The sequence below is a fragment of the Mesorhizobium sp. M2A.F.Ca.ET.037.01.1.1 genome (genome assembly GCF_003998075.1).
Lineage (GTDB): Bacteria > Pseudomonadota > Alphaproteobacteria > Rhizobiales > Rhizobiaceae > Mesorhizobium.
Window position 1 is genome coordinate 1 of the sequence record NZ_RZSA01001522.1, and the last position, 956, is coordinate 956.

The 956-nt window shown below is 59.0% G+C and carries 1 pseudogene; it reads left to right on the plus strand.

What is annotated here, in order from left to right:
• A pseudogene (locus tag EOA27_RS41750) lies at nt 1–181 on the plus strand (IS256 family transposase); the annotation flags it as partial.
• Between the last annotated feature and the right edge of the window lie 775 nt (nt 182–956).

Genomic DNA, 956 nt, shown 5'->3' on the forward strand with positions numbered 1-956 from the left:
GGTGCGTACCAAGGGCTCGCTATCCTCGAAAACCGCCCAGCTGATGGTCTTCAAGCTGTTGGCCGCGGCCAGGAAGTGGCGACGATTGAAAGGACAAAATCAGTTGCCGAAACTCATCGCAGGTGCCAGGTTCCTGGACGGAATCCAGGTCATCGAAACGAAGCCGCAGAGCGCCGCTTGATCAGCCTCGTCACCCAAATTCCAGCATAGCTCCATCGGAACTGCCAGCCTTCCTTGCCGATCAGGCGCATATCAGCGCTGACGATACCGAGGACGGCGATGGCGGTCACCTCCAGGCCGCCGAGTAACGACCCTCAAAACACCGCACTGGTCGAGGCCAGCCTGAACCGGTATCTTGTGCCTGCCCTCGGGAGTCGCTCTATCCACCATGTGATCGACACCGACATTGCTAACGTCACCAAGAAGATCGTCGCCGGGGGTCACCCGCAAGCGGCTAACACGGCCTTCTGGTGTATGCGGGCATTTTTCAACTGGTGTCGCAAACCGCCGCAACGGCTCATCCGCGGTTTCCCCGCGAGGGATTGGAAAATCCGGATCCGGCCCCGATCGTCAAGCGCAAGCGAGTGGTGAACGATGCCGAACTGGCGGCTATATGAACGGGCTGTGAGCCCGAACCGGGCGATATCGGCTATTCGTTCGGCTCCATCGTCAAGCTGCTCATTCTGACCGGACAGAGGCGTACGGAAGTTGCCGCGATGCGTTGGTCCTCAACCTTGAAGCCGGAACATGGAACTATCGGGTGACCGCACGAAGAACGAAGAGCCTACGCTTATTCCGCTGCCCACACTGGCGGTGTCGGTCCCCCAGACGGTACCGAAGACCAATGACACGTTTTTTTCCCTGCGAGGGGCAACGAAAGAAGCCACTTCTCAGGCTACGCGAAGGGCAAGAAGGCTCTAGACGGCAAGGTCAATACTGACGGGGTGGCTTTGGAG